At 28.3% G+C, this 1,534-nt stretch carries 3 protein-coding genes; all 3 read left to right on the plus strand.

All coding sequences use genetic code 11. From position 1 onward, the window contains the following. Window positions 1–750, plus strand: a 750-nt coding sequence (locus tag ABWO04_RS11840; protein ID WP_353079889.1) for a hypothetical protein, incomplete at its 5' end; no start/stop codon positions are given. A 9-nt stretch (window positions 751–759) separates the two neighbouring features. After that, window positions 760–990, plus strand: a complete 231-nt coding sequence (locus ABWO04_RS11845) for a hypothetical protein (protein WP_353079890.1) — start codon at window positions 760–762, stop codon at window positions 988–990. Next, on the plus strand, window positions 968–1,534 hold a 567-nt coding region (locus ABWO04_RS11850; protein ID WP_353079891.1), incomplete at its 3' end, for a hypothetical protein. The genes ABWO04_RS11845 and ABWO04_RS11850, both read left to right, overlap by 23 nt.

The following is a 1,534-nucleotide window of genomic DNA, read 5'->3' on the forward strand; positions in this document are numbered from 1 at the left end:
GTTTATTTTGAAAGATGGGATAAGTTTAAAAGAAATGCAGATGTTAAACTTGATTCTTCATTAAATGAGCAAAGCACTAGAACGAATAAATATAGATATGATTTTTCAAGATTGTTTAAAAGGTATTTTATACACTACAATAATGACTATTCTGATATTGTAACATTGGATAATTATGTACATCAAGCTTCAGAATACTCTATACAAAACAATCCAGATTCACCAACAGCAACATTAAGTACAGTAAAGGGGTTGACTGATATTAACATACCTTTTTCTTTAGCTTATACTAAGCAGTCCACAAATTGGTTTGAGGATATTTATGAGGGGTTAAAAGATGCTTTCCAGTGGGTTTCTAATGGAGGTGATGACTATTCTGATAAAAAAGGTGTAGTTCTAGTTTCACAATTATACTATTCGTCTACTAAAATATTTGTACACGATGGTGTAAGTAGACCAGTTAAAAATTCTAACCAAACATTATTAAGCACATCTGTATTATGGGATAAATTTCACTACATAAATAGTCCTAATTCTGGATTTATGAGGATTATTAGAAACAATGTGAAATTCCCTATGGATTCTAAAACGTTTTTATCAATCTATAAAAATAACTTTATAACTATAGATGGTCAAGATTGTGAGATTATTAACATGGAATATTATGATGAAAAAAAGTATTCTATAATTACTTATAAAGAGCCAAAAAATATAAATACCAATAACATATTCTTAAAGAAAATATTTTAATTTTGAATTATGGAAAATGTTTTTGCAGATACAATAAAATCAATTGAGGAAACAATTGAAAGACAGCGACTTATATATGAGAGTTTGTTGTCTAAAGCTGAAACTGATGAGCAAAAAGAATCTATACAAAGATTGATGGCTTTAAGTAATAGCATAAATGAAGCTATTAATAAGAAAGATATTACAGCTTTAAACAAACTTTTAACAGAATTGTCAGATGCCAATAACACTAATAAATAGTACGTTTACTGATTCTTTTAATCAGACGTTTAAAGTATTTACAGCTAATGCTGGTGATAAAACTACTTGTAAGTTTACAGTTCTTGAAGATATATCTATTGTTACAACACCTACTGTTTTCTTTACTATAAATAGTTTAGTTAAATCTATAACTATAAGTGGAAACAATGCTTCATTTATTAAAGAGGGATTTAGGGTTGGTGATACCATTACATTTAATGCGTTTGATGGTAACGATGCTTTGGTTGTTAATAAAACTACAACTATAGTTTCTTTAAGTGATACTGAATTAATTTATTCTTCTAGTATAGGATTGTTTCATGGTAGTCCTAATAGTTCTACTACTTGGTTATTATACAAAACTACTACTAGAAGCTCTTTTAATTTAAGCTTGAACTTTATAGCTGATAGCAATAATGTAGCAACACCATCTTTAGGTTCATTAATTGATGGAGAAGAAACAAGACTAGGTTTATCAAGTAATATATCTTTAGGTTCATTAGCAGTAGATGGTATTGCCACTTTAGTTCCTAGTGGAAAGAGA

The organism is Flavobacterium sp. (assembly GCF_040382755.1).
Classification (GTDB): Bacteria; Bacteroidota; Bacteroidia; order Flavobacteriales; family Flavobacteriaceae; genus Flavobacterium.

Coding starts and splice junctions, on each gene's coding strand:
- ABWO04_RS11845 (WP_353079890.1), top strand. CDS start 760: ATGGAAAATGTTTTTGCAGATACAATAAAATCAATTGAGGAAACAATT.